This window comes from Bacteroidales bacterium (assembly GCA_016709865.1).
Classification (GTDB): Bacteria; Bacteroidota; Bacteroidia; order Bacteroidales; family VadinHA17; genus LD21.
Map to the genome: position 1 here is coordinate 850,099 of JADJLX010000005.1, position 22,143 is coordinate 872,241.

At 40.1% G+C, this 22,143-nt stretch carries 16 protein-coding genes; 7 read left to right on the forward strand and 9 right to left on the reverse strand.

What is annotated here, in order from left to right:
• Nucleotides 1–31: 31 nt before the first annotated feature.
• A complete protein-coding gene (locus IPJ16_12185) occupies nucleotides 32–727 on the forward strand; it encodes a carboxypeptidase-like regulatory domain-containing protein (GenBank protein ID MBK7627928.1) in 696 nt (231 codons plus the stop codon).
• Between the two features lie 7 nt (nucleotides 728–734).
• Here IPJ16_12185 and IPJ16_12190 read toward each other — a convergent pair whose 3' ends face one another.
• The gene (locus tag IPJ16_12190) at nucleotides 735–1,319 is read right to left on the reverse strand and encodes a nitroreductase family protein (GenBank protein MBK7627929.1); all 585 of its coding nucleotides are present in this window, start codon (nucleotides 1,317–1,319) and stop codon (nucleotides 735–737) included.
• Nucleotides 1,320–1,392: 73 nt separating this feature from the next.
• Here IPJ16_12190 and IPJ16_12195 point away from each other — a divergent pair, with 73 nt between their 5' ends.
• Nucleotides 1,393–2,139 (forward strand): hypothetical protein, encoded by a 747-nt coding sequence (locus IPJ16_12195; GenBank protein ID MBK7627930.1) that lies wholly within the window; start codon nucleotides 1,393–1,395, stop codon nucleotides 2,137–2,139.
• Nucleotides 2,140–2,228: 89 nt separating this feature from the next.
• Here IPJ16_12195 and IPJ16_12200 read toward each other — a convergent pair whose 3' ends face one another.
• Nucleotides 2,229–2,954 carry an SOS response-associated peptidase gene (locus IPJ16_12200; GenBank protein ID MBK7627931.1) on the reverse strand — a complete coding sequence of 242 codons (726 nt, stop codon included), beginning with the start codon at nucleotides 2,952–2,954 and terminating at the stop codon, nucleotides 2,229–2,231.
• Between the two features lie 2 nt (nucleotides 2,955–2,956).
• Nucleotides 2,957–4,270: a beta-lactamase family protein gene (locus IPJ16_12205; protein ID MBK7627932.1), complete on the reverse strand. Its 1,314-nt coding sequence runs from the start codon at nucleotides 4,268–4,270 to the stop codon at nucleotides 2,957–2,959.
• Nucleotides 4,271–4,571: 301 nt separating this feature from the next.
• On the opposite strand from IPJ16_12205, the gene IPJ16_12210 reads away from it, so the two are divergent.
• Nucleotides 4,572–6,032 carry an ankyrin repeat domain-containing protein gene (locus IPJ16_12210; protein MBK7627933.1) on the forward strand — a complete coding sequence of 487 codons (1,461 nt, stop codon included), beginning with the start codon at nucleotides 4,572–4,574 and terminating at the stop codon, nucleotides 6,030–6,032.
• 7 nt (nucleotides 6,033–6,039) lie between these two features.
• Nucleotides 6,040–6,459, forward strand: a complete 420-nt coding sequence (locus IPJ16_12215; protein MBK7627934.1) for a hypothetical protein — start codon at nucleotides 6,040–6,042, stop codon at nucleotides 6,457–6,459.
• Nucleotides 6,460–6,573: 114 nt separating this feature from the next.
• Here IPJ16_12215 and IPJ16_12220 read toward each other — a convergent pair whose 3' ends face one another.
• Nucleotides 6,574–7,431, reverse strand: coding sequence for an aldo/keto reductase (locus tag IPJ16_12220; GenBank protein MBK7627935.1), 858 nt, complete (start codon nucleotides 7,429–7,431; stop codon nucleotides 6,574–6,576).
• 207 nt (nucleotides 7,432–7,638) lie between these two features.
• Complete coding sequence (locus tag IPJ16_12225) at nucleotides 7,639–9,369, reverse strand: RagB/SusD family nutrient uptake outer membrane protein (protein MBK7627936.1); 1,731 nt, start codon at nucleotides 9,367–9,369, stop codon at nucleotides 7,639–7,641.
• 455 nt (nucleotides 9,370–9,824) lie between these two features.
• Here IPJ16_12225 and IPJ16_12230 point away from each other — a divergent pair, with 455 nt between their 5' ends.
• Nucleotides 9,825–10,346: a hypothetical protein gene (locus IPJ16_12230; GenBank protein ID MBK7627937.1), complete on the forward strand. Its 522-nt coding sequence runs from the start codon at nucleotides 9,825–9,827 to the stop codon at nucleotides 10,344–10,346.
• A gap of 10 nt (nucleotides 10,347–10,356) precedes the next feature.
• Here IPJ16_12230 and IPJ16_12235 read toward each other — a convergent pair whose 3' ends face one another.
• The 4 genes from IPJ16_12235 to IPJ16_12250 all read right to left on the reverse strand — a co-directional run bounded on the left by IPJ16_12235 (nucleotide 10,357) and on the right by IPJ16_12250 (nucleotide 19,444).
• Complete coding sequence (locus tag IPJ16_12235; protein ID MBK7627938.1) at nucleotides 10,357–11,019, reverse strand: fibrobacter succinogenes major paralogous domain-containing protein; 663 nt, start codon at nucleotides 11,017–11,019, stop codon at nucleotides 10,357–10,359.
• A gap of 7 nt (nucleotides 11,020–11,026) precedes the next feature.
• The gene (locus IPJ16_12240; protein MBK7627939.1) at nucleotides 11,027–14,326 is read right to left on the reverse strand and encodes a VCBS repeat-containing protein; all 3,300 of its coding nucleotides are present in this window, start codon (nucleotides 14,324–14,326) and stop codon (nucleotides 11,027–11,029) included.
• Nucleotides 14,327–14,560: 234 nt separating this feature from the next.
• Nucleotides 14,561–16,294, reverse strand: coding sequence for a RagB/SusD family nutrient uptake outer membrane protein (locus IPJ16_12245; protein ID MBK7627940.1), 1,734 nt, complete (start codon nucleotides 16,292–16,294; stop codon nucleotides 14,561–14,563).
• 18 nt (nucleotides 16,295–16,312) lie between these two features.
• A complete protein-coding gene (locus IPJ16_12250) occupies nucleotides 16,313–19,444 on the reverse strand; it encodes a TonB-dependent receptor (GenBank protein MBK7627941.1) in 3,132 nt (1,043 codons plus the stop codon).
• Between the two features lie 375 nt (nucleotides 19,445–19,819).
• Here IPJ16_12250 and IPJ16_12255 point away from each other — a divergent pair, with 375 nt between their 5' ends.
• The gene (locus IPJ16_12255; GenBank protein MBK7627942.1) at nucleotides 19,820–20,497 is read left to right on the forward strand and encodes a response regulator transcription factor; all 678 of its coding nucleotides are present in this window, start codon (nucleotides 19,820–19,822) and stop codon (nucleotides 20,495–20,497) included.
• Between the two features lie 136 nt (nucleotides 20,498–20,633).
• Nucleotides 20,634–22,004, forward strand: a complete 1,371-nt coding sequence (locus tag IPJ16_12260; GenBank protein ID MBK7627943.1) for a HAMP domain-containing histidine kinase — start codon at nucleotides 20,634–20,636, stop codon at nucleotides 22,002–22,004.
• Nucleotides 22,005–22,143: the final 139 nt, after the last annotated feature.

The window sequence follows — 22,143 nt, forward strand, 5'->3', positions numbered from 1 at the left end:
AAATAATATAAACAGCTTATATCAATTCTTGTTGGGTAAATACTTTTATATAGTCCTGCTGCTAATCCTTATCTCACCTGACATCTTTTGCCAGACAGATGACCCTAAAAGATTTGTACAGGTCAGCGGAATGATAGTAGATGAAGGGCGCCGCCCGGTTCAGGGAGTATCTATCATCTCTAAAAGACTCAGGCGGGGAGCAATAAGTGAAAAGACAGGCATATATTCAATAACAAGTGTGCCGGGCGATACAATTTTCTTCAGGGCTCTCGGATTTAAAAGGTATCACACGATAATTCCCGAAAATTACGATTTGCGTCAGTGCAATGTTGACATCATGCTGGATATTGACACCATTAATATACAGGAAGTTACAATAATGCCGTGGAAAACTTACAACGAGTTTATAAAGGACATCACAAAAGAGCGGCCTGTTGATCCGATTATAGAGAATATGAACGATAATATTGCTTCAATTTATGTAGCAATAGCCAATCAGACCGGGGTTATGGTGTCTCCGGAAGCTGGTTACAGGTACGCTATGGAACAGAATTTCAGTGCCATGTCTACAAGGAACCAGTATCCTGTCAATAATCTTCTTAATCCTTTTGCCTGGGCAAAATTCATCAACGGAGTAAAGCACGGCATGTTTAAGAATCAGAAATTCGTTAAGCCGGTGAAAGCCAAAGTGGTGAAGAAAAAAACCAAGTCAGGCTCAGATAAATAATCACTGCTTATTTCACGAAAGCCGGACTGGAAAGATCATTCCTGAAGGCAAATTCGGTTAATGCTTTCCTCGGTCTTCTTGTCTCATCCCGTTTGAGAAGTTCAGGCGAAAGGTTCAGTCCATCACCAAGGTAACCTGCAGCCATCACTGCAATCGGTTCAATACTACCATCAAGATTAAAGTATTTTTTTACTTTCTCAACTGAGTAACCTGCCATCTGATGAACGTAGACGTCCATTGCCATAGCCTGAAGCAAAAGATTTGAAACTGCCATTCCTGTATCATAAAATGCATAGCGGTTAGGTTTCCCGCTATGATTAAAATTCATTCTGGCAAAACTTATTACAATAGCATAGGAATCTTTCGCCCAGATCCTGTTTGAATCAACGAGAAAATCGAGATATGCATTGAATACCTGATCGTCTTTTCGCGTAGCATACACAAATATCCAGGGTTGCTCATTATTGCACGATGGTGCATACCCGGCTGCTTCAAACATAGCTTTCAACTTGTAATCCTCCACAGGGGCAGATGAAAAAGCATATGGACTCCATCTTTCCTGAATTATCTCAAGTATCAATTCCTTTTTCATATATTACGTTTAAGAAATAAATCAAAAATCAACTTACCGCAAAGTTCGCAAAGATTTAATAATTTCGCACTGTATGAAGAAATATGAAGGCAGGCTGGTGGGAATACTTGGAACAGTGATATTGCATCTTATCGCCGGAATTATATTTATGTCCTTCCAGCTCAAATCTTTACAAACAGATAATTCTGATGAATTTGTTGTGGAATTTATGCCGGAAGATACTCCCGAAGATAAGGAAAAACTGATTGAACTGCCTGTGACAGCAATTGAAAGGATTTTACAGGGCGATCAGGAGATGCTTAATATAGCCCGAAACCTGTCGAACCAGAGCGAGCAGAAAATTGATCCTTCAGATTATATCGACAAGGTTAAGGAAGAGCTTATTAAGAGTGGCAAGCTCGGAGCAGATAATTATATCGATGAACAAAAAAGGCAGAAAGAAAAAGGCGATGAACCACTGGCTTTTAATAACGACAGTACTAAGTCTCTAAATAAAGACCAGCCTGATGAATCTCAGAAGATGGCTTCAAACTATAAGGGTCCCACTAGAATCTATTATGACCTCAAGGGCAGAACACATCTTTACCTGCCAATACCCATATACCTTTGCCAGGGATCAGGAAAAGTAACACTTGCAATCGAGGTAAATACAAAAGGAGATGTTGAGAAGGCCCAGATTATTGCCGGCGAGAGCACCACTTCAGATCCCTGCCTGATTGAAACAGCAGTCAAGACCGCCCTGATGTCAAGGTTTAATCCTGATGCAAGCTCTCCAAAAATTCAAAAGGGGACGCTTTCTTATGAGTTTGTAGCGCAGTAGAAAGCGTAGAGCGTAGAGCGTAGAGCGTAAAGCGTAGAGCGTAGAGCTTGTGCTCGGCGAAGTCTCCTGACTTCGTCGTAAAGCGGTGACTAAAACAGAAGATTGTTTGTAATATATTTATATGGTTGAATTACCTGTGGTGTGTTTCTTTCAGCTGTTTTGCTGTTTATCAGGGGAGAAACAGTATGTGCTTTGAGAATATTTTCAGGAGCAGGTCTAAGAAGACCCGGAATTTCACTTTCAGGCAGAGATAAATTTAACCACCTTGATTCTCCTTCTTTATCAAGAATTGCAGGCATCCTTTTGCCTGAATTATGAATTTCAGCAGTAAGGTTATTAGCATCGGTTGTGATAATTGAAAAAGTATTCCAAACCTCCCCTGTTACATTACTTGTCCAGCTGTTATAGAGTCCGGCAAACGATATGATCTGATCCTCAGCATGATATATATACCATGGAATTTTTTCTTTGCCGATATGCTGCCATTCAAAATACCCTTTAACAGGTATTATGCATCTCTGTTTCTTTAATGATCCTGAGAAAGACGGCTTCTGACTTATTGTTTCTGATCTGGCGTTAAATGTCTTGAAGCGAATAACTTTTGCGTCTTCTTCATTCTTTGTCCATGATGGGACAAGTCCCCATTTCATAAGCTTTAAATCATTGGGAGATTCGGAACATACAACTGGTAATTCAGGCAAACCAAATGCATGGTAATAATAGCTTGGTCTGTACTTATCAGGATCAATGAGAGTGGCACCGAACCGGTTCTCGAGTTCCTCTTTAATCAGGTTTACATTTACAGTGAAACACATAATTACCTGCTTTGGTATTCATCCATTGTTGTTTTCAGGGGTACAGGAAGAGAATATGTGAAGAGATCCTCCTCCGGCCAGGGCTGAACCTGAGCTATAACTCTGTACATCATATTGTTGATGTATGAATATATTTCCGGACCGTTCCATGCACTTGAATTAAAAAGAACCACCCACGAAATTCCGTCAGACTGGCGTTTCATCATCCCGGCACTACCGGGAAATGATCCTGTTCTCCACCATGTACCATTATATACAGTTGTTTTCCAGCCAACCGGAGCAAAGCCCTGATTGTTATCTGTCATCAGACTTATGCTCTCATCACTAAGGATGTCGGGTTTTGTCTTCATTCCATCAACTGATAGCAGAAGCCGCATCAGATCGGGAGCTGTAGCGAGCCATGCACCTGCACCTCCAAGTGTCCGGATATCGTTACCGCCATAGTTTGGAGGAACCAATTCTCCTGTTCCATATATCGATGGTTTCAAAACAACATCAGATGGCACATAGTATGTAACTTCAAACGGAGCTTTTTCAGATGGGAGATTTCCAGCGATTTTCATGTCATATATACCAATAGGTTCAAGTATTGCCTTCCTGCAATATTCTCCGTATTCCATTCCTGATACCTTTTCTATAATCAGACCAAGGATGCTATAACCAAGGTTTGAGTATGCACGTCCGGTACCAGGTGTGTAATGGAGTCGTTTATTTAATGCAAACCTGACTATTGTTTTAGTATCTACAGGAGGTTTGATGCCCATCTTATCAGCAATAAGAATCGGCATAAACATCTGGTCGCCATATCGTTGGGTCCAACCTGCTTCATGACTCAAAAGGTGGCCTACTGTGATACTATATACCCGCTTATCTTTTGGTTCACTGAAAAACGGATCATTAAGAATTCCATCAACACCAAAGACCTTATCATTTACAGAAAGTTTTCCCTCTTCCTGAAGTTTCATTATTGCAACTGCGGTAACAAGTTTTGAAATACTTGCCACCCGAAAAAGATGGTATGGCTGAGTAGGGATTTTTAAAGCTGTATCTGCATAACCAAATCCTTTTGCATAAACCAGTTTCCCCTCTCTGGCGATTGCAATGGAAGCACCCGCAATTGACCATTTTCTCAAAAATGAATTAACAGTTTTTTCAACCCGGGCGTATTCAGCCTTTTCTGAATTGGCATTGTTCAGTCTGACATTATTAGGTACAAGCTTATCAATAACCACCATACTGTTCTCATTAGCACCGGGATTAAAGCTAATAAGTGAAATCAGCAGGGTAGCAAGTAATATTTTCCTTCTTCTTGACAACTATACCAAAGTTTTATGGAGACAAAAATAAAAAGTATTCCTTTTCAGTCAGCAAGTATATTACAATTATTACAATAAAGAGGCTTAAAACTGGTTTTTGACAATTAATATACTTTGGAACAACAAATGGCATTATAATTGAGGCTGATGTCTAAATCTGGTAGACAATGAACTCATTTAACACCTGCTCACGACATAAGATCCCTCGCTGGCGCTTAGGGATCGCACCCGGTTTCAAAAATTAACGGCTAATTCTTAACCTGTCATTTTTTATCTGAATCAAAAAATTAACTTTGTATTCATGTCAGCAAAAAGGCTAATATTAACCACCCTCCTACTGGTCGCACTCCTGCTAAAAACCATAAGTGCCAATGGACAATGGAAATTTAATGACCCGGATACAGAATACACTGCATTGTTAGACACAATTGATTATTTTCCTCCTTCATATACTGATGCACTTAATCTTAATCTTATGATTGCTGCATCAAAAGGTATCTCATCGGAAATAATACGACTCATTAAAAAAGGAGCTGACGTAAATGCTGAAACCGCGGAGGGTGCTACACCCCTGATTTTTGCTGTTAGCAATAATAAACCCCTGGCAGTGGTAACCTTACTCGCTTACAAGCCAAATATAGATAAGGTTACTAAAAATGACGAAACGGCATTACTTGTAGCCGTAAAAAACAGGAATGCTGATCTTGCAGAACTATTAATCAGAGAGGGTGCTGACCTTGATCATACTGACAGATTTGGAGCAACCCCTTTGCATCATGCTTCGATAAACGGATATCTGGAAATAGTTGATTTGCTGATTTATTACGAAGCTGATCTTAACTCAAAAACTACCCAGGGAACTACGCCGCTTCTTGCTTCAATATGGGCAGGTTATACTGAGATATCCGATCTGTTAGTCCAGAATGGCGCTAAAACTGAAGAGAGTGACAATGAAGGTTATACTCCATATCTCATGGCTACCTACTTTGGCGATACAATTGTTATGGATATACTTCAGAAGCACGGAGCAAATATTTATGCAACAAACAATTCGCATAATAATGCACTTTCCCTGGCAATTTCTACCGGAGATACAGGAGTTGCAAAATATCTTTTAAGGAAAGGTGACCAATGGCAAAATCAGGGAAAAGCTGTGAACCTTTATAGTGTAGCAGCAAAATACAGAAGAACAGAAATGGTTAACATTCTTAAAAACAATAACATACCAGGAAAGTTAAAGCGAGAGATTGACCAGATATCTTTATCTCTTTCATCAAGATTTTTCTTTCATGACTTTTACACAGGACTCAATCTCTCATTCAAAGAGCCATATTTAAACGGGGGATTTGTTTTCGGAGTTGATACAAAATTATGGTATACAAGATTGTTGATTAAACAAACGGAAGGTCAGTTTTATCAGTACATGGACAAGGGATCTGTGGTATACGCAGGTTTCTTTAAAGATTTTGCATTTACTGATTATCCCAACAGCTATAACTGGTATTTATCTACATCTTTAACTGCCGGATACTCAATAGGGAATAACCTTAAAGGAACATATATCTCAACGAATGAAAAATTCAAGGTAATGCCTTCTGTTTCCATGAAAATTTCGAAAATGAATTTATCATATTTTGCCGGCCTTGAGTATGTCAGTACACCTTTTTATAAAAACGGACCTATATGGATCAGACTTGGTGCCACCTATAATTACTTTTTTGATAATGTCAGAACCAACATAAAACCAATAAAGTGGTATTAATTATAAAATGAAAAATTTCTTAAAATCAGTATTCTTGTTTTCACTTATCTTCATAGCGTCATGCGAGGATAATGGGATGATTGTGAATTGTCAGGAGTGTGAAAAAGAAGAACCACTAAATGCAGAAGTTGAAATAAAGATTGATATAGATTATTACGGTGCTTCAGCAGAAATAACAATTTATGAAGGAAACATTGAAGATGGAATTATTCTCAGAACACTTCAGGCATCAGGCACTAATACCACAACTACACTTGGAGTGAACAAAAAATACACTTTTACAGCTGCTTATTATGTACCGCCAAATCATTATTTAACAGTTGACTCAGCTACTCCAAGAGTCTCATATAACAAAGACCAGTGCGATGATCCCTGCTATTATGTTTATGATAAGGTTGTTAATCTGAGGCTTAAATACACCAAGTAAGTCGGAAGACCGAAGACGGAAGACCGAAGAATGAAATCGGCAATCCAAAATCCACAATCCGAAATCCGCAACCGAGCCGAAGGCGAGCTCGGCGAAGCCAATCCGAAATTCTTCCTAAGCCATTGGGTATTTGAACAGCGGAGTACCTTTCAGAGCTTTCTCTTTCATCATCTGGACTTCTTCCTTTTTTAAAGGAGCAAGATTATCAGAGACTTTTAGTGCAATTTTAAACAAGTTTTCGTCACCGGGGGGTACTGCAGCAGTAACCGGATGTGAAAGAGTAAATCGCAATCCCATCCTTATATCTTCCTGATCTGTGAGTGGTTCATACCAGCATTTCGGGTATTTTGTACGGTCAGCACCCTCTTTCCATGGACCAGCTGCCATCGCTTTAAGAGCAAGGATACCCATCTTTTTTTCCTTTGCCCGTTCCAAAACCTGAGGGCCAAAATTTCCGGCGTTCCATGTGGTATAATTTATCGGAAAGAGTATTGTATCAAAATCAAAACGGTCCATAAGAGCCATAGCCGCTTCAACTGAGTGAGCTGAGAATCCGAGGAAACGAACTTTACCTTCAGCCTTTGCCTCTTTAAATGTTTCTATAGCACCGCCAGGAGCAAAAATTGTGTCCACATCTTTAAGGTTTGTTACCGCATGCAACTGGTAGAGATCAAAATGGTCGGTACGCAGATTCTTCAACGATTGCTCAAGTTCCTGACGGGATTCATTTTTTGTCCGTTTGCCGGTTTTGCAGGCTAAGAATACATTTTTTCTGAAAGGCTCAAGAGCAGGTCCTAATTTTACTTCAGCATCGCCATACGATGGGGCAACATCAAAATAGTTGATTCCATAATCAATAGCCTGCTTAACACGTTCAGATGCTTCCTCCGGAGTAGCATCCCTTACAACAATACCACCAAATCCGATCATAGAAAGCATCTCACCTGTCCGGCCCAGTGACCTCTTTTCAATTTTTCCCGGAACAGAATTCCTTGTAATTCCTGACAGATCTGCACGAAAAAGGCTCAACGCTGGTGCAGCAATTGCCGTTGTTTTAATGAAATCACGTCTTTTCATATTGATAAGTATTTAACCACAAAGATACACAAAGTACGCTCAAAGGACACAAAGTAAAACGAAGAATGTAAGCTCTTTGTGACCTTTGTGATTACGGATTTCCTACCGGTTCTGGATAAGCTTTCCCTGGCTCAGGTCTATCTGGACTTTTGGGATAGGATATGTAACATCTTCAGGACCCACGATAGCAGAGCCGTACATTGACCTGCCCCAGGGCATTGTCTTCTCATAGGCTAATACCCGGTTAAGCTCTGTTACAGTAATTCCCCACCTGTTAAGATCAAACCACCGGTGTCCTTCCATTCCCAGTTCAAGTTTTCTTTCCATTCGAATAGCATACCTTGCCTGATCCTTACCTGTGAAGGAAGGATATAAGGATATTACATAGTTGGCGGCCGGGGTAACACCATCTGCCTCTTTGACAAATCCGTCGGGATTTGCAGCCCTTGAACGCACAAAATTAATATTAGTTAGTGCACCATCAAGGTCACCTGTTTCTATCTGGCATTCAGCAAGAAGCAACAACAGATCAGCATAACGTATCATGCGGTATCCGTTTGCTGTCCAGCCCGATGTCCAGTTACCAGTTTCAGTATATTTTCCTTCCTGAGATTTCTTATATACTTGTTTTTTAGGACTGTACGGACCTGCATAAGACTGATCGCGTAACCAGTCGGACCCTGTATGTAATCCCCAATCCCAATATGGAATACCTCTTCTTCCCACAGACCAGTCAAGTCTTGGATCAAGAGGACCTGTATCTTCAGTGAAAGGATCAGTAGGTCTTAATCCCTGATCGCTCTTCACAGGGTCATAATTATAAGTATTGTCAGGTAAAGGCAACCCTCCAAAGGTTCTGAATGAATTTACAAACTCCTGTGTAGGCTGAAAGAATCCACAGCATCCTCCCGGAGAGCCGGCCGACTTATAGGGAAAGTTAAGAACCTCTCCGTATCCGCCATTCCAGCCTCCTGAGCCGTCATTAACCGAATATTGAACAGTATATACAGCTTCAATGCCATTACGGTTTTCAATATCAAAAATCTCTCCATATGTCGGAGCAAGTCCAATAGCAGAGCCATCTGGTTTTGTTCCGTTTTTTGCTTCTGAAAGAAGGGGAAGAGCTCCTGAATAATCATTGAACATCTGCATTTTTGCTTTTGCAAGCAGTACTTTTGAGACTGTGCCATTGAATCTCCCTATCTGACCCATATTATCAGGCAGGGATATCCCCTCGGTAAGATCGGAAATTATTTTATTGCGTATATCAGTTTTATTAGTTACACTATCCATAATTGTGTTTTCATCTATATATGGTATCTTCTTCCACATTCGCCAGGCCTCAAAGTGATACCAGCCACGAAGTGTTTTTGCCTGTTTGAGGAACAATTCTGCCTGAGAACTGGTTATTGTCTCTTTCATAATAGCCAGTTCGATAACACTAACAGCAGTGTTGCATCTCGATATTGCCTCATAGACCTCTCGCCACTTAACATTGAGGTACCCGCCTGACCATTGGTTAGCACTCTCCGAAAACGTTTGAATAGCACTTACATCATAATTGGAATCGCCTGCATCGGCACCCTTGTTTCCAATCATCCCACGGATATCACCATAAAGCCAGTTTGATGATGCAGATTCCCAACCAAATCCTTCAGTTACTCCGTCAAGCATTGAATATGCTCCAATCAGCAATGCGTTGATACCCTTTTCATTAGCAAGTATACTATTGTTCAGTTCGCCCCTGGTATCAATATTCAGAAAATCTTCCGAGCAATTAAACTGAATTGACACTAATAATATAAATATGAAGAGAATAACTTTGTTTTTCATATTTTTTCGAAGAGAAGTAAATTTACAATATTTTCTTCAGACTCTTTTTTAAATGAGTATGGCAATTGGTAATAATTTAGATTCTATTTGACTAAAAATATGGTGGTCTTAAAAGTTAAATTCTGACTTTTCTGAATGGAAAGCATCAATATATCATTCATGCTCAGCCCCGTAGATCACTTGCTATCACTATTCTGACGTAAAAAAACCTTTAAGCAATTCCGGCCCCCCCGGGGGCCCGGCCCCCCCCCCGGGGGGGGGACAGCCGAATCTGGGTTTGGGGGGGGGAAAGAAGTGGCGATTCGTGTTGTAAATTTCATATGTCAGTAATTTTTCTACGAATCGCCACTTCGAGCGATAGCGAGGGATCTCAGTGCTTAAGCAGGATTGATACAAATTTGCATTTCGGATGCTCAAATTTATTATATCTTTAGGAGTCTATATAAGCTTAAGATATGAAAATCAACTTCTTAATATTCATTACATTAATAACTTTAACTTCCTGTCTCAATCAGGGAACTGACAATTCGGAAAGAACATTAAAAAAACTAAAAGAGAGGGTCATTTCGATTTCAGAAGATTATGTCAGGACATCCCTCAGTAATACAAAAAAAACTGTTTCTCAAAATGGAACAATAACGATTGGTGATAGTCTTAAACGATACATTATAGACCCCTCTAAAATATTTACAGGATATATTGATGACGACCTCACCACTGATGCAATTGTAACAGTCATTTCTTTCAAGGGAGATTATCTGGATCTGATTGAGCATTTGATAATATTAAACACTAACGGCAAGTTAATGTTAATCAGATCGATAGAATCTGATATGACGATATTAAAGTTAGACAACAGGATTATTACTGCGGAATTGCCGACCCGTCCAAGAACTTCTCCCCTGTTCTATTGCTCCTCATGCAGGGAAATAGTTAATTATGAATTCAAAGACGGGGATCTAATCAGAAAAAAATAGAAAGTAACTTCTAATCCTTCAGGCACCTCACAGAAAAGCCACTCTTCACATTCTCCCTGCCTCTGTAAACCTGACTGCTATTGAAATATAGGCCACGGTTCCAGGCTTCTATGTTTCTGGTGCTGGTAGATGACCACCATACAGCAAAATTATTGCTGAAATCAGGAAAATCACCATTATAAATACGCATACCACCCGGCAAGGCTGTGAAACCATATTCATTGGTGCCAACATAGTCGGGGTTTTTCCAAACTCCAAGGTCTGACTCTTTCAGTTTAGCTCCAGCGAGGGCAGGATCACCAAGTGAGGAAATCATAGCCGCCCATTCCTCGTCAGTTGGCACATGCCATCCCTTTGGGCATAATTTCCTGGTATTCACTGTATACCAATTATACAATGCACCGTAGATCTCTTTATTTTCAGGGTCATTATTTAACCAGCAAAAAGCCGGGGTTTTCAATGCCGCCCAGACCTCTGCATCTTTGACGAGAGGAATTTGAGTGCCATCATTAAATTTGGTACTCCTCAGATTATCAAAAAACCAAATCTGATTCCCGATCTTTACTGTGGAATAAATATTCCCTTCAATGTCTTTAACTATCTGGGCATTTATGTCTGACAACCTTAAAATATAAGAGAGCAGTATCAATATTAAAACATGATTTTTCAACATCTCAATCCTATTTGTTTAGTTCAAACACTTTTGCATTTGCCCTGTTAAACCCTGCAACCACAAGTGATGTATCTCCTTTAAAATAAAGCAACGACTCTACCATTCCCTGCAGAAGCAATCCGCTTTCAGATGCAGGGAGCACATTAAAACATGAAATGCCATTTTCCTGTTTTTTCCCTTTATTTAACAATACAAGTCCTTTATTCGAATCAAAATAACCTGTCGCCAGATCATAGGAATAATCGTTTCCGCCAAGGATAAGATCAGGCCAATTATCTCCGTTAATATCTTCAACAAGTATTTTTTTCAGGGGAGAGACCTGAACACTAACCGGCAGCTTTTCCCATCTGAAACTATTCTGGTCATTCCAGATGATATAACTTGAGGAAGTGTTTATATCGAGGCTGAATTCAAGTCTCTGCATCATGTTTGCATTGAGTATACTATTTTTATCTGCGTAACTAAAAGCAGTATACTCCCTGTGCATATTAAGGAAATAGGAAGACTGAGCCCATAATTCATCCAGATAATTTACAGGATACTCTTTCATTTCACCATTTTTATCATTCCAATATCCAGTCATTACAGGATCAATAGTACCATCCATGTCGAGATCGATTGCATAAAGATTCATCGGATAACTACTATTAACAGTGAACCTGTGATTATTCCCGAGATTTCCTGCAATATAGTCATCATCACCATCCTGATCAAAATCGCCCGCAGCTACAGTGTACCAGATCCCGCGATGTGACTCCATAGCAGGCAATACTTCCGGAACAAGAGCTTTTCCATTCATGTTTTTAAGCAATACTATTGAATTCCATTCCCGCGAAACAAGAAGATCTTCCCATCCATCATTATTGTAGTCTGTCCAAACAGCATCAGTAACCATCCCAAGGTTCAGCCTGGATGCAGAATCGACTGAAAGAGCCCCCCTGTCATTCTTTATAATCCATGAATGCGTGGCATAGGGAAACATCCCCCTTTTAATCCTTGAACCAACAAACAGATCTATATCGCCATCATTATCATAATCAAAAGGCCGTACTACGGATGCGGAAAATGGAGGAATGGGAAGTTGGGTTCTTTTAAAGGTCCCATTATTATTGAGATACAAATAGTGAACATATTCGCTTTCTGATTTATTCTCATACCCGCCAGCAAGCGCAACAACGTCATTATCTCCATCAAGATCGATATCAAACACTGCAAGATCAGCTTCAGTGAACTCCTTTTTATTTGTCAATCCTTCAAACTGCTTCATTTCAAATCCCCGTTTACTCCTGATCATAACAGTAGTCGGCATCGTATTTGTGGCACCGATTATCAGGTCTTCCCTGCCGTCGTTATCAATATCACCTTTCGCCATTCGGGGACCAATCTGGGAAAACTTATGCGGAATTATTTTTTGATTAAGTATAAAATCAACATAATCAGCCTGTTGATGTGTGTATTCAAGCAAATTATCTTCAGCAATAAACAGAGAAGCAGCTTCCGGCTGTTTTTTAGGAATTTTTTGAGCGTCTTCTCCTGTGGCTTCATCTATTTCTAATATTTGATTTGCTGTTATATTTTTCACAACAGATATCTTACCAGTTCCCGGCCATACTACCCTTATTGAATCCACATAAGTACTCTCTGAAAGACCAAAATGAATAACCGGATCTATTGATGATGCATAACCTCTTGTTAGAAAGTGCTCTGCATACTGAAACTTACCACCTACCCATAATTCAACCTTTGAACCGATTGCCATTGTATTGCCTTTCCTTCCAATCAGCTTTATTTTCAGAAAATTAGAGTGTTTCTTATTTTTCTCAACTGTAGTATTTTTTAAAATGAAAGCTTCATCATTCAGATTATTAACAACATAATCAAGGTCACCATCATTATCAAGATCTGAAAAAGAAGCCCCGTAAGAATAGGATGGTTTAGATGGTAACCAGTCAGTTTTTTTTACAAAACCTGAATCACCCAGATTTTCAAAGGCAACATTTGGTATTTTAATCGCGGGAGCCATATCCATAAGCAACTGATCAGTAGCAAGAGATCCCTGTGCCTCTACTTTTATCCTTGTCCAGTCTTTATCGGTAAGATCTCTGGGAAAACCATTGGATACAATCAGATCTTTGTCGCCGTCATTATCGTAATCAGCAAATAATGGCGACCAGCTCCAGTCGGTCTGGTAGATTCCCATCATCTGGCCTGTTTCACTGAATGGAAGCATTTCGCCATTAAGAAACCCGTTATGTACGTGCAGCATATTCCTCAGGAACTGATGTTCAAATCCAAATTTTTCATCATTTACATAGAACATGTAGCTGAAGCCATTTATTGTCTGCTTTTTCTTATAGTAAGCTTCAGGCATCATATCGAGTGTAAATATATCGAGGTTCCCATCGTTATTGATATCAGCCATATCGTCGCCCATTGATGACTTAGACTGGTATGACATATATTTACTGATCTCATTTCTGAAAGTGCCGTTTTTCTGGTTTACATAGAACAAGTCGTTTGATATAAAATCGTTTGAGACATAGATATCAGGGTAACCGTCTTTATTTACATCACCTATTGCCAGTCCAAGCCCAAATCCTTCAATTACTATTCCTGCCTGTATCGTTACATCAGTGAATGTACCGTCTCCGTTATTATGATAAAGCTTATCATTATTTATCGCACTTCCATCAACCATTTTAGGGCGATATGCAGTATTCATCCTTTCACTTACAGTATTATTAAGAATGTAAAGGTCAAGATAACCATCAAGATCATAATCAAAGAATGCGGCATTTACCGACTGATCTTGATTTGCTATTCCGTACTTTTCTGCCATCTCTGTAAAATGAGGCTCTTTTCCATCTTTAAGACCCATATTTACCCATAAACGGTTTTTTCGTTTTGCAGGATCAGGGTTCGCAGTAGATGTCATATAAATATCCAGTAAGCCGTCACTGTTAATATCAACAATTGTTATACTGCTGTACCACTGATTATTAGAGAGCCCTTCAAGATTTCCGGTAATGTCACGGAATTTTAAATTACCCTCATTAAGATAAACCCTTGGAGATACCTGGTTTCCTGCAAATACTATATCCTGAAGGCCATCATTATTCAGATCCCCTATTCCTGTACCGGCTCCATTGTAGATATATTCGTACTTCATAACATTAAAGCTGTCACTTTCAGTTATGGAATTATTGAACTCAATTCCTGTATACCCGGAATCCAACAATTCAAACCGCGGGGATTTAGAACAGGAGAAGAGGAAAGCTGTAAGTAGCAGGATAAAAGGATACCTCATATAGAAATAATCTTAATGCAAATTAAAATTTTCACCTCATCCGCTATTGAATGGCCTCACCCCAACCCCTCTCCCAAGTGAGAGGGGCTAAAGAAAAACCGAGTTCCGGCTACCCCCTTCTCTCCTGGGAGAAGGGGGCAGGGGGAAGAGGTAATTTAACAATCCATAAAACTATAAAAAAAGTGGACTACCCCAAACAGGTAGTCCACTTAATAATTTATTAATACCTAAGTATTATCTGTTCTGCTGAAGTTTACCATTACTGATATCAAGCTGACGCTGTGGTATCGGGAAAGTAACGTCTTCTGAACCAACAACAGCGGTACCATAAAGAGCATTACCCCAAGGCATTGTTTTCTCATATGTAAGAATCCTGTTCAGTTCAGTTACAGTAATACCCCACCTGTTCAGGTCAAAGAATCTGTGTCCTTCCTGACCAAGTTCGAGTTTTCTCTCCATACGAAGTGCAAGGCGGGCATTAGCCTGAGTATCGAAAGGAGCACCTGTTGCAGGATACTCTGCTACTACATAGTTAGCAGCAGGTACAGCTCCGTCCATTACAAAACCGGCAGGATTAGCTGCTCTCGCACGAACAAGGTTGATATTATCACGGGCACCAGAAAGGTTACCTGTTTCAATCTGACACTCAGCAATCATAAGAAGAAGGTCTGCATAGCGGATCATACGATAACCGTTTGCGGTATAACCTGATGTCCAGTTACCAACTTCAGTATAAGTACCTTCCTGTGATTTTTTGTAAACCTGTTTCTTAGGACTATATGGTCCTGAATAGGTCTGATCACGGATCCAGTCAGCACCTGTGTGTTTTCCCCAGTCCCAGTAAGGAATTCCTCTACGTCCGACTGACCAGTCAAGTCTTGGGTCAAGTCTTCCTGCATCAGGAACAAAAGCAGCTGTAATAGCAACACCCTGATCGCTCTTCACAGGATCTGCATTATAAGTATTGTCAAGCAATGGCAAACCCGCAGCAGTTGTCCTGAAAGAGTTTACAAATTCCTGTGTTGGATTGAAAAATCCGCAGCATCCGCCCGGTGATCCACCGCTCTTGTAAGGGAAGTTCAGCACTTCACCATTACCAGCGTTTGCTCCGCCGGAACCATCATTTACTGAGTATTGTACAGTATAGATAGCTTCAATACCGTTTCTTTTTTCAATATCAAAGATCTCACCATAAGTTGCAGCAAGTCCTATTGCTGAACCGTCAGGTTTTTTACCATTTGTTTTTGCATCATTAAGAATTGGTAATGCACCTGCATAATCTTTGTTCATCTGCATCATAGCTTTTGCTAAGAGTACCTGGCTGACAGTCTTATTAAATTTACCTATTGCATCCATATCGAGAGGCAGGTTAGTTCCTTCTGTAAGGTCAGCAATAATTTTCGGCCTGATATCTTCAGTGTTAGTTGCTGATGCAGGATCTGATTTCTCATCCATGTATGGAACTTTCTCCCACATTCTCCATGCTTCAAAATGATACCAGCCGCGTAATGTTTTTGCCTGCTGCAGGTAAGATGTTGCCTGTTCCTGTGTGATTTTACCTTCTTTCAGTGCAGTTTCAGCAATCATTATAATACTGTTGCACCTTGAGATAGCCTCATATACCTGTCTCCATTTAACATTCAGGTATGGGTTAGTTGCAGATTCGCTATAGGTCTGTATCGGGTTGATATCAGGCTGGTCGCCTGAATCGGTACCTTTATTTGATTCCAGACCACGGATTGAGCCATACACCCAGTTGGTAGATGCGGCTTCCCATCCGAATTGACCATTTGAGCCGCGGAGCAGTGAATATGCACCAACCATAAGGGCATCGAGACCCTTCTCGTTTGACAATAAATTCACATCAAGACTCCCGGCCGGTTTAACATTAAGAAAATCCTCCCTGCATGAAGTCCATGTAGCGACAACAGCCAGAATTAAGAATAGACTTATATACTTCTTTTTCATATTTTACTTTTTTTTCAGTTAAAAATTAACATTGAGGCCGAAAAGCAGCTGCTTGACAAGCGGATAGTTACCTGCGTCAATACCAAAACTCCTGTCGTCACCACCAAGTTCCGGATCAAGTCCTGAGTATTTGGTCATGGTGAAGAGATTCACACCCTGAACATACATTCTGAGTGATTTGATATTTACCTTGCTTGTAACACTTTCAGGAATTGTATATCCAATCTGCAAGTTTTTCAGTCTGAGATATGAACCATCCTCAATATAGAAACTGCAGGACTGTGTGTTTGTCGAGAAGTTTGATTTATTGTTGGCTATAGGCACTCTTGCTCCTGGATTAGAAGGAGTCCAGCTATCATATAGCAGGTCTTTACTCTTCTGTCCCTGGAATGAAGGCCAGAAATCAATCCACCATGAGTTCCAGTTATAGATATCGTTGCCCTCTGAACCATAAAGGAAAGCAGTTATATCGAAACTCTTATAGGTAAATCCAAGGTTGAATCCATAAGTGAATTTCGGATTAGGATTACCAATAAATACCCTGTCCTCAGGAGTAATTGTTCCGTCATTGTTTGTATCCTGGAATCTGAATACGCCAGGCTCTTTTCCATCCTGTGCAGGTGCTGCCGCAACTTCAGCTGCATCCTGGAACAGACCTAATACCTGGTAGCCATAGAATGATGACATTGCATGGCCAGTCTCGTTTCTTACAAGGTTACCGATTCTTGAGCCGCCCCAGTCAAAATATTTAATTCCGTATTTACCTTCAGCAATACCGGTAATCTCGTTATTAATAGTTGTCAATACTGCGCTTCCGTCGAATCCAAAATCACCCCATTTTTCCTTATATGTTAATTCAATATCGATACCTGTGTTCGACATAGAAGCTACGTTTACATATGGTGCATCAGCTGATCCAGCTGTTCCGGGAAGTTCAGGATTATAAAGAAGATCCTCTGTTTTCTTTGAGTACCAGTCAAGTTTAATTCCAATTTTATTGTCCATAAAACCGGCTTCAAAACCTATGTTTGAGTTTATGCTGGTCTCCCATTTAGCATCAGGGTTACCAATACGTGTCGGGCGGAAACCCTGTACTGATGAAGTCATAGTCCCGTTAATGTCATAGAATGATGAACCAGGAGAACCTCCATATGAGAAGAACTGGTTCTGCGGTGAAACAGCAAGCTGGTTACCCATAGTACCCCATGATCCTCTGATCTTCATATCTGAAATAAAACTGATAGCATCGAAGAATGCTTCATCACTTATACGCCATCCTGCTGAGAATGATGGGAAGATACCATAACGGTTGTCAGCTCCAAACCTTGAGGAACCGTCTCTACGAACTGTAGCACTTAAAAGATACTTGTCTTTTAAAGAATAGTCAGCTCTCAGGAATTGTGATACAAGAGAAGTTGGTGTATTAAGGTATGAAGTGGCATTCATTATGTTAGCACCATTATCCAGAGTACGATAAAGAACGTCATCTGTAAAATAACCGGCGCGATCACCTCTAACACCACGACCAATACCATATTTAACTGCTTCATAACCACCTACAGCAAGGATCTTATGATCACCAAAGGTTTTATCAAGAGTCACAGTATTTGTCCATACCCAGTCATTGCCATACCATGAACCTTCATTGAAACTATTGGTTGAATTATTTTCTGATCTTTCATAAGTTTTATATGAATAGCCCATATAGTAACCATTATTGAAGGTACCTCCGAGAGTAGATTTGAAGTTCAGTCCTTTTGCAATCTTAACATCAACAAAAGCACTTCCAACCAGACGCATATTCCAGTTGTTATTGTCCTTATTCCTGGTAAGAGAAGCAACGTAGTTTTCAGCCTGTCCCAAACGAGGTGCAATACCTGTTCCGCCCCATTCACCGGGAACGAAAGCATGTGATAATCCACCGGGTACAGCAACTGTCATAATAACAGGAATGATTGGCTGACTTCTGTAAGAAGCCTGCTGAATCGGGCTGCTCTCGTCAAGGTTACCAACACCGTGATTTGTACGGTATGCAAGAGATATATTTTCACCGACTTTAACTCTGTCTTTTAAGAAAGAAAATTCTGAGTTAAAACGGGCAGTGTATTTTTTAGCATCGGTATAAATTACAATACCATCCTGGGTGAAGGCACCTATTGCTGCAAAGAATTTAGCATCATCGGTTCCTCCAGAAAGAGAAAGGTCGTGATTCTGAATCATTGCATTACGGGTTATTGCCTTAAACCAGTCGGTATTTCCTGCCCATGCCGGCATTGAAGGACTTGCAGCTGAAGAAGGGCCGTAGAAAGGATGTGTTTCAACAGTTCCTTCATTTTTATATACGAGCCATTGCAGATCAGCGTACTCTTTTGCATTGAGAACATTATCAGGACCACTGCCCGGAAGCTGTGAGCCATAATACATGCTATAGTTTACTTTTGTTCCTCTGTTGCTTCCCTTTTTGGTAGTAACAATGATAACACCGTTTGATGCTCTTGATCCATAAATTGAAGCAGAACCGGCATCCTTAAGAACGGAAATCGATTCAATGTCATTTGGGTTCAATGAAGAAACATCCTGTGTAGGTACACCGTCAACAACATAAAGAGGGTCGTTGTTCTCGAATGAACCGGCTCCCCTGATCCTTACCTTTGCGGTTTCACCCGGACGTCCGTCACCGACAACTGTAACACCGGAGGTACGTCCCTGCAAAGAGTTACTTACACTTCCTGTCGGTACTGCAGTCAGTTTTGCAGGCTCAACAACACCTACTGAACCGGTGAGGTCTCTTCTTCTCTGAGCTGTATAACCTGTAACAACAACTTCAGAAAGAGCTCTTACATCAGATTCTATAACAACGTCAATCACTGTCTGAGTTCCAACAGTGACCTGCTGTGTAAGATAGCCCACTGAAGAGAATACAAGAACAGATGATGGTCCTGGCACTTTTAGTGAGTAAGATCCATCCAAACCGGTAATAGCACCGATTGTTGTTCCCTGAACAGTAACGTTAACACCCGGTATGGGTCCTTCGCCCTCAGCGGTAACCTTCCCGGTAACGGTTTTTTCCTGGGCTAAAGCAAAGCCCGCAGAAAATACCATAATCAGCAAAAACAGCGCAATGCGCCGTACTTTAGTAGTAATTTGCATAGTCAATGGTTTTTTCACAAGTTAGTTAAATGGTTTAGTATAAATGAGCAATTGTATGCTCCTAATAATGGTAAAGATAACCGATGGCGAATAAACAAACAAGAGATTATTTAACTTTTTTTAATGATTTTTAACACAATTTTAATCCTGATTTAATTTGAATGTATAATGTTATAACTGTTTTTAAGACTGAAATCCATTAACCGCTAAGTTCACAAAGGAATACACAATGGTCACAAAGAACTTAGCTTCTTTGTTTTAACCTGGTGTATGTTAAGGAGACCTGGTGCACTTTGCGGTTAATAAGTAAATGCTTAATATTGCTGTGGTGATGTTGTATGAAATGAAGCAGTGTTAATTTATTAACAGCAAAATATGAAGATATTAATTGTAGAAGATGAACCTAAAGTAGCTTCATTTATCAAAAAGGGACTTGAAGAGAACCAGTATGAAGCAGAAATTGCATACGATGGCATATCTGCAGATAAGCTTTCACACCTTTATAATTATGACCTCTTCATTCTTGACATAATTATCCCCGGTATAAGCGGGCTTGATCTGTGCAGGAAACTTAAAAAGCTCAAACCTGACGTTCCTGTTCTGATGCTATCTGCACTTGGAACAACAGATGATAAGCTCATTGGATTTGATGCCGGTGCTGACGATTATCTTGTTAAACCTTTTGAATTCAGAGAATTGCTTGCAAGGGTGAAAGTCCTGCTAAAAAAAGCAGGCCTCTCTTCCGAAACTCAAAACAAGCTTATTATTGCAGATCTTGAACTTGATCTTGATAAAAAAGATGCCAGACGCGGTAATACACATATCGACCTTACTGCCAAAGAGTTTGCGTTGCTTGAATACTTTATGAGAAATACCGGAAGAGTACTCTCAAGAAACGACATAGCAGAAAAAGTATGGGACGCCAGTTTTGATTTCGGAACAAACGTTGTGGATGTCTATATTAACTTTCTGAGAAAAAAAATAGATAAGGGATTTGATAAAAAACTGATTCATACAAGGGTGGGGTTTGGCTATATCTTCGGAGAAAGTTAACCCCAACAAAAAGTACATTTCACTTTGTGTTCCTTTGTGTTTATTACTTTGTGCCCTTTGTGGTAAAAAAGATTTAACCACAAAGGACTCTAAGGATAACACGAAGGTCACAAAGGATCTAATAAATAAAGTTTGTATGCAGATTAGAACCAGATTAACACTTCAATTTCTTTTAATCGGAGGAATAATTATGATAATTGCCTCTGCAGCAATTTATTTCTCCACAGCCACTTTCAGAAATAATGATTTTTACAATGCTCTGAGAATTAAAGCTCAGAACGCTGCGAAACTAATGTTCAATGCCTATGATATTGATGGCCACAGGGTTCTAAATCTAGAAAAAGACTATGGTCCCGGTCTGCAGAATGTAAGAATCATGATACTTGATTTTAAGGATGAGATAGTCTACTCTTCTGATGAAAACAATGAGATAAAGATCAATTACAACATTATTGAACAGGTAAGATTAGGTAAACAGGCAGAATATAAACAACCTCCTTTCGAAGTCTCAGTAACACTATATTATAATAATTACGACAGGTATGTTGTTATTGCTGCTGCAGTTGATACTGACGGATCGCTGCACCTCAAAAAGCTGAAAACAATTTTAATTGTTGTATGGCTTATCAGCCTGATAATGTTTTTTATTGTTGGATGGTTCTTCTCTGGCAGGGCGCTCAAGCCAATTAATGATGTGATTAAAAAAGTTGAAAATATTTCGATAACAAGTCTTAACCTTAGAGTTCCTGTGATACATGAGAAAGATGAAATAGGCAGGCTGGCAAAAACGTTCAACAATATGCTGGAGAGGCTTGAGGCATCTTTTGGAACCCAAAAGATTTTTATCTCAAATGCCAGTCACGAACTCAGAACACCCTTAACTTCCATCAATGGTCAGCTGGAGGTCTTAATGATGAAAGACCGTTCATCAGAGGAATATAAAGAATCGCTGGCTTCAATTCTTGATGATATCAGATCACTTATTGATCTCTCAAACAGGCTGCTCCTCATTGCCCGCACAAGCACACAGAGTCCTGTAAAACAGGAGAAGAAGATCAGAATTGATGAAATATTATGGCAGGTTCAGGAGGATACAAAAAAACATAATAATAATTTCAATATCAGTATTTCGCTCGATCAGTCATTAACTGACTCCGACCAGATGCTTGTTGACGGAGATGAGAGCCTGCTTAAAGTTGCCGTATCCAACCTCATAGATAACGCCTGCAAATACTCTGCTGACAACTCGGTTGAGATAATCCTCAGGCAATCGGGAAAGATGATTGAGATTGTCTTTAAAGACAGAGGTATAGGAATTCCGGAAGAAGATCTTAAAAAAGTATTTGACCCCTTCTACCGCAGCTCCAATGCCCTCACATACCGGGGCAGCGGCATAGGCCTGCAGCTCGTTAATCAGATCATAAAAATCCATAACGGAGAAATAAGATTAACATCGGAGGTTGGTGTTGGGACTGAGGTTGTTGTTTTGCTGCCTGTTGCAGGATAGGATTATTTCGGTGCCCGCTAAGCGAAGTCTCCTGACTTCGCTTTATATAAATTGCAGTCTCCAAGCCGCATTTTTTACGACGAAGTCAGGAGACTTCGCCGAGCGCCGGGCACAGGTTACGGACTAAAGTCCCTAACAC